Origin of the sequence: Pseudomonas sp. 22526, from assembly GCF_052044735.1 — a bacterium.
GTDB classification, from domain to species: domain Bacteria; phylum Pseudomonadota; class Gammaproteobacteria; order Pseudomonadales; family Pseudomonadaceae; genus Aquipseudomonas; species Aquipseudomonas piscium.
On sequence record NZ_JBQENK010000013.1, the window covers coordinates 170,621 to 172,254 of the forward strand.

A 1,634-nucleotide genomic window follows, 5' to 3' on the forward strand; every position below is an offset into this window, starting at 1 on the left:
CTTGCCCGCGATCAGCGCGTAGCGCTGGGCCTTTCTCTTTATGGAGATGCGTGTCTCTCTATTGAGACTCTTCAATCCCCAGCGCCGCCATCTTCTTGTACAGGGTCGAGCGCCCCAGTCCCAGGCGCGCCGCGGCTTGCACCACCTTGCCGCCGCAGTGCGCCAGGGCCGTCTCGATCACCTGGCGGTCGAAACGCTCCCGCGCCGCGGCGAAGCTTTCGTTGGGCTGCACCTCGGCGGCCTGGACGTTGGCGGCGCGCGGCACCGGGCTGAAGGTGCCGATGGCCGCGCGCAGGTCGCCGGCATTGAGCATCAGGTCGTCGCTGAGCAGGGCGGCCCGCTCCAGGACGTTACGCAGCTCGCGGATATTGCCGGGCCAGGCGTGCTGGCCGAGCAGGGCCAGGGCGTCGGGAGTCAGTTCGTGCTGGCTGCGCAGTTCTTCGAGGATGGCTTCGCTGAGGGCCGGCAGGTCGTCCAGGCGTTCGCGCAGCGGCGGCACCTGGATCGGCAGCACATTGAGGCGGTAGTACAGGTCGGCGCGGAATTCGCCGCGCTTGATCGCCGCTTCCAGGTCGGTGGAGGTGGCGGCGATCACCCGCACGTCGCTCTGGATCACCTCGTTGGAGCCCACCGGCTCGAACTCTTTCTCTTGCAGCACCCGCAGCAGCTTGCTTTGCAGGGGCAGGGGCATGTCGCCGATCTCGTCGAGAAACAGCGTGCCGCCCTGGGCGATCTGCAGCTTGCCGGCGCGGCCCTTGCGGTCGGCGCCGGTGAAGGCGCCGGGGGCGGTGCCGAAGAACTCGGCTTCCAGCAGGGCTTCGGGAATCGCCGCGCTGTTGATGCTGACAAAGGCCTTGTGCGCCCGTGGCGACGCGGCGTGGATGGCCTGGGCCAGCAGCTCCTTGCCGGTGCCGGTCTCGCCTTGCAGCAACACCGGCGAGTCGGCGCTGGCGCTGCGCCGGGCGCGGCGTTTGACTTCCAGGCTGGCGGCGCTGGTGCCGATAAAGTGGGCGAAGTTGTATTTGGTCTGCCGTGCCCGCAGCAGCGAGCGGGTCGAGGCCAGTTCTTCCTGCATGCTCAGGTAGCGCTTGAGCATCGGCGACAGGCTGCGCAACTCGTCGAACAGGGCAAAGCCGATGGCGCCGATCACCGCCCCGGCGTCGTCATGGATCGGCAGGCGCATCACCACCAGCGGGTCCTTGGGGGTGTCCTGCATGTCCAGCAGGATCGGCCGCCCGGTGCGCACCACTTCGCGCAACAGGCTGCCGGGGATCACGCTTTCGCAGGCCTTGCCGATGGCGAACGCCGCCGACTCCAGGCCGAAGCGCCGGGCGTAGCGCTCGTTCATCCAGACGATATTGGCGTCGCGGTCGACGATCACCGTGCCCTCGCTGGATTGCTCGATGATCTCGAACAGCGAACGAATCGCCAGTTGGCGAACCCGCTGGTAATCCTTGAGGCTTTCGGTGTCGTTCATGGGGGAGGTCCTGAAGGGAGCGCGGCGCAGATTATGCCGGGAATCCTCACAGCGACGCGACCATCAAGGCTGACGCTATCCCTGTAGCCGCTGCCGCAGGCTGCGATAAGGGCCGGAGGACCTTCAGCGATCTTGAGTACGCCACGACCGTTCCGGT

Annotated in this window: 1 protein-coding gene; it reads right to left on the reverse strand. The window is 67.2% G+C overall.

What is annotated here, in order from left to right; genetic code table 11:
- Window positions 1-58 precede the first annotated feature (58 nt).
- Window positions 59-1,477: a sigma-54 interaction domain-containing protein gene (locus ACTJKT_RS20475; protein WP_440788348.1), complete on the reverse strand. Its 1,419-nt coding sequence runs from the start codon at window positions 1,475-1,477 to the stop codon at window positions 59-61.
- Window positions 1,478-1,634 lie beyond the last annotated feature (157 nt).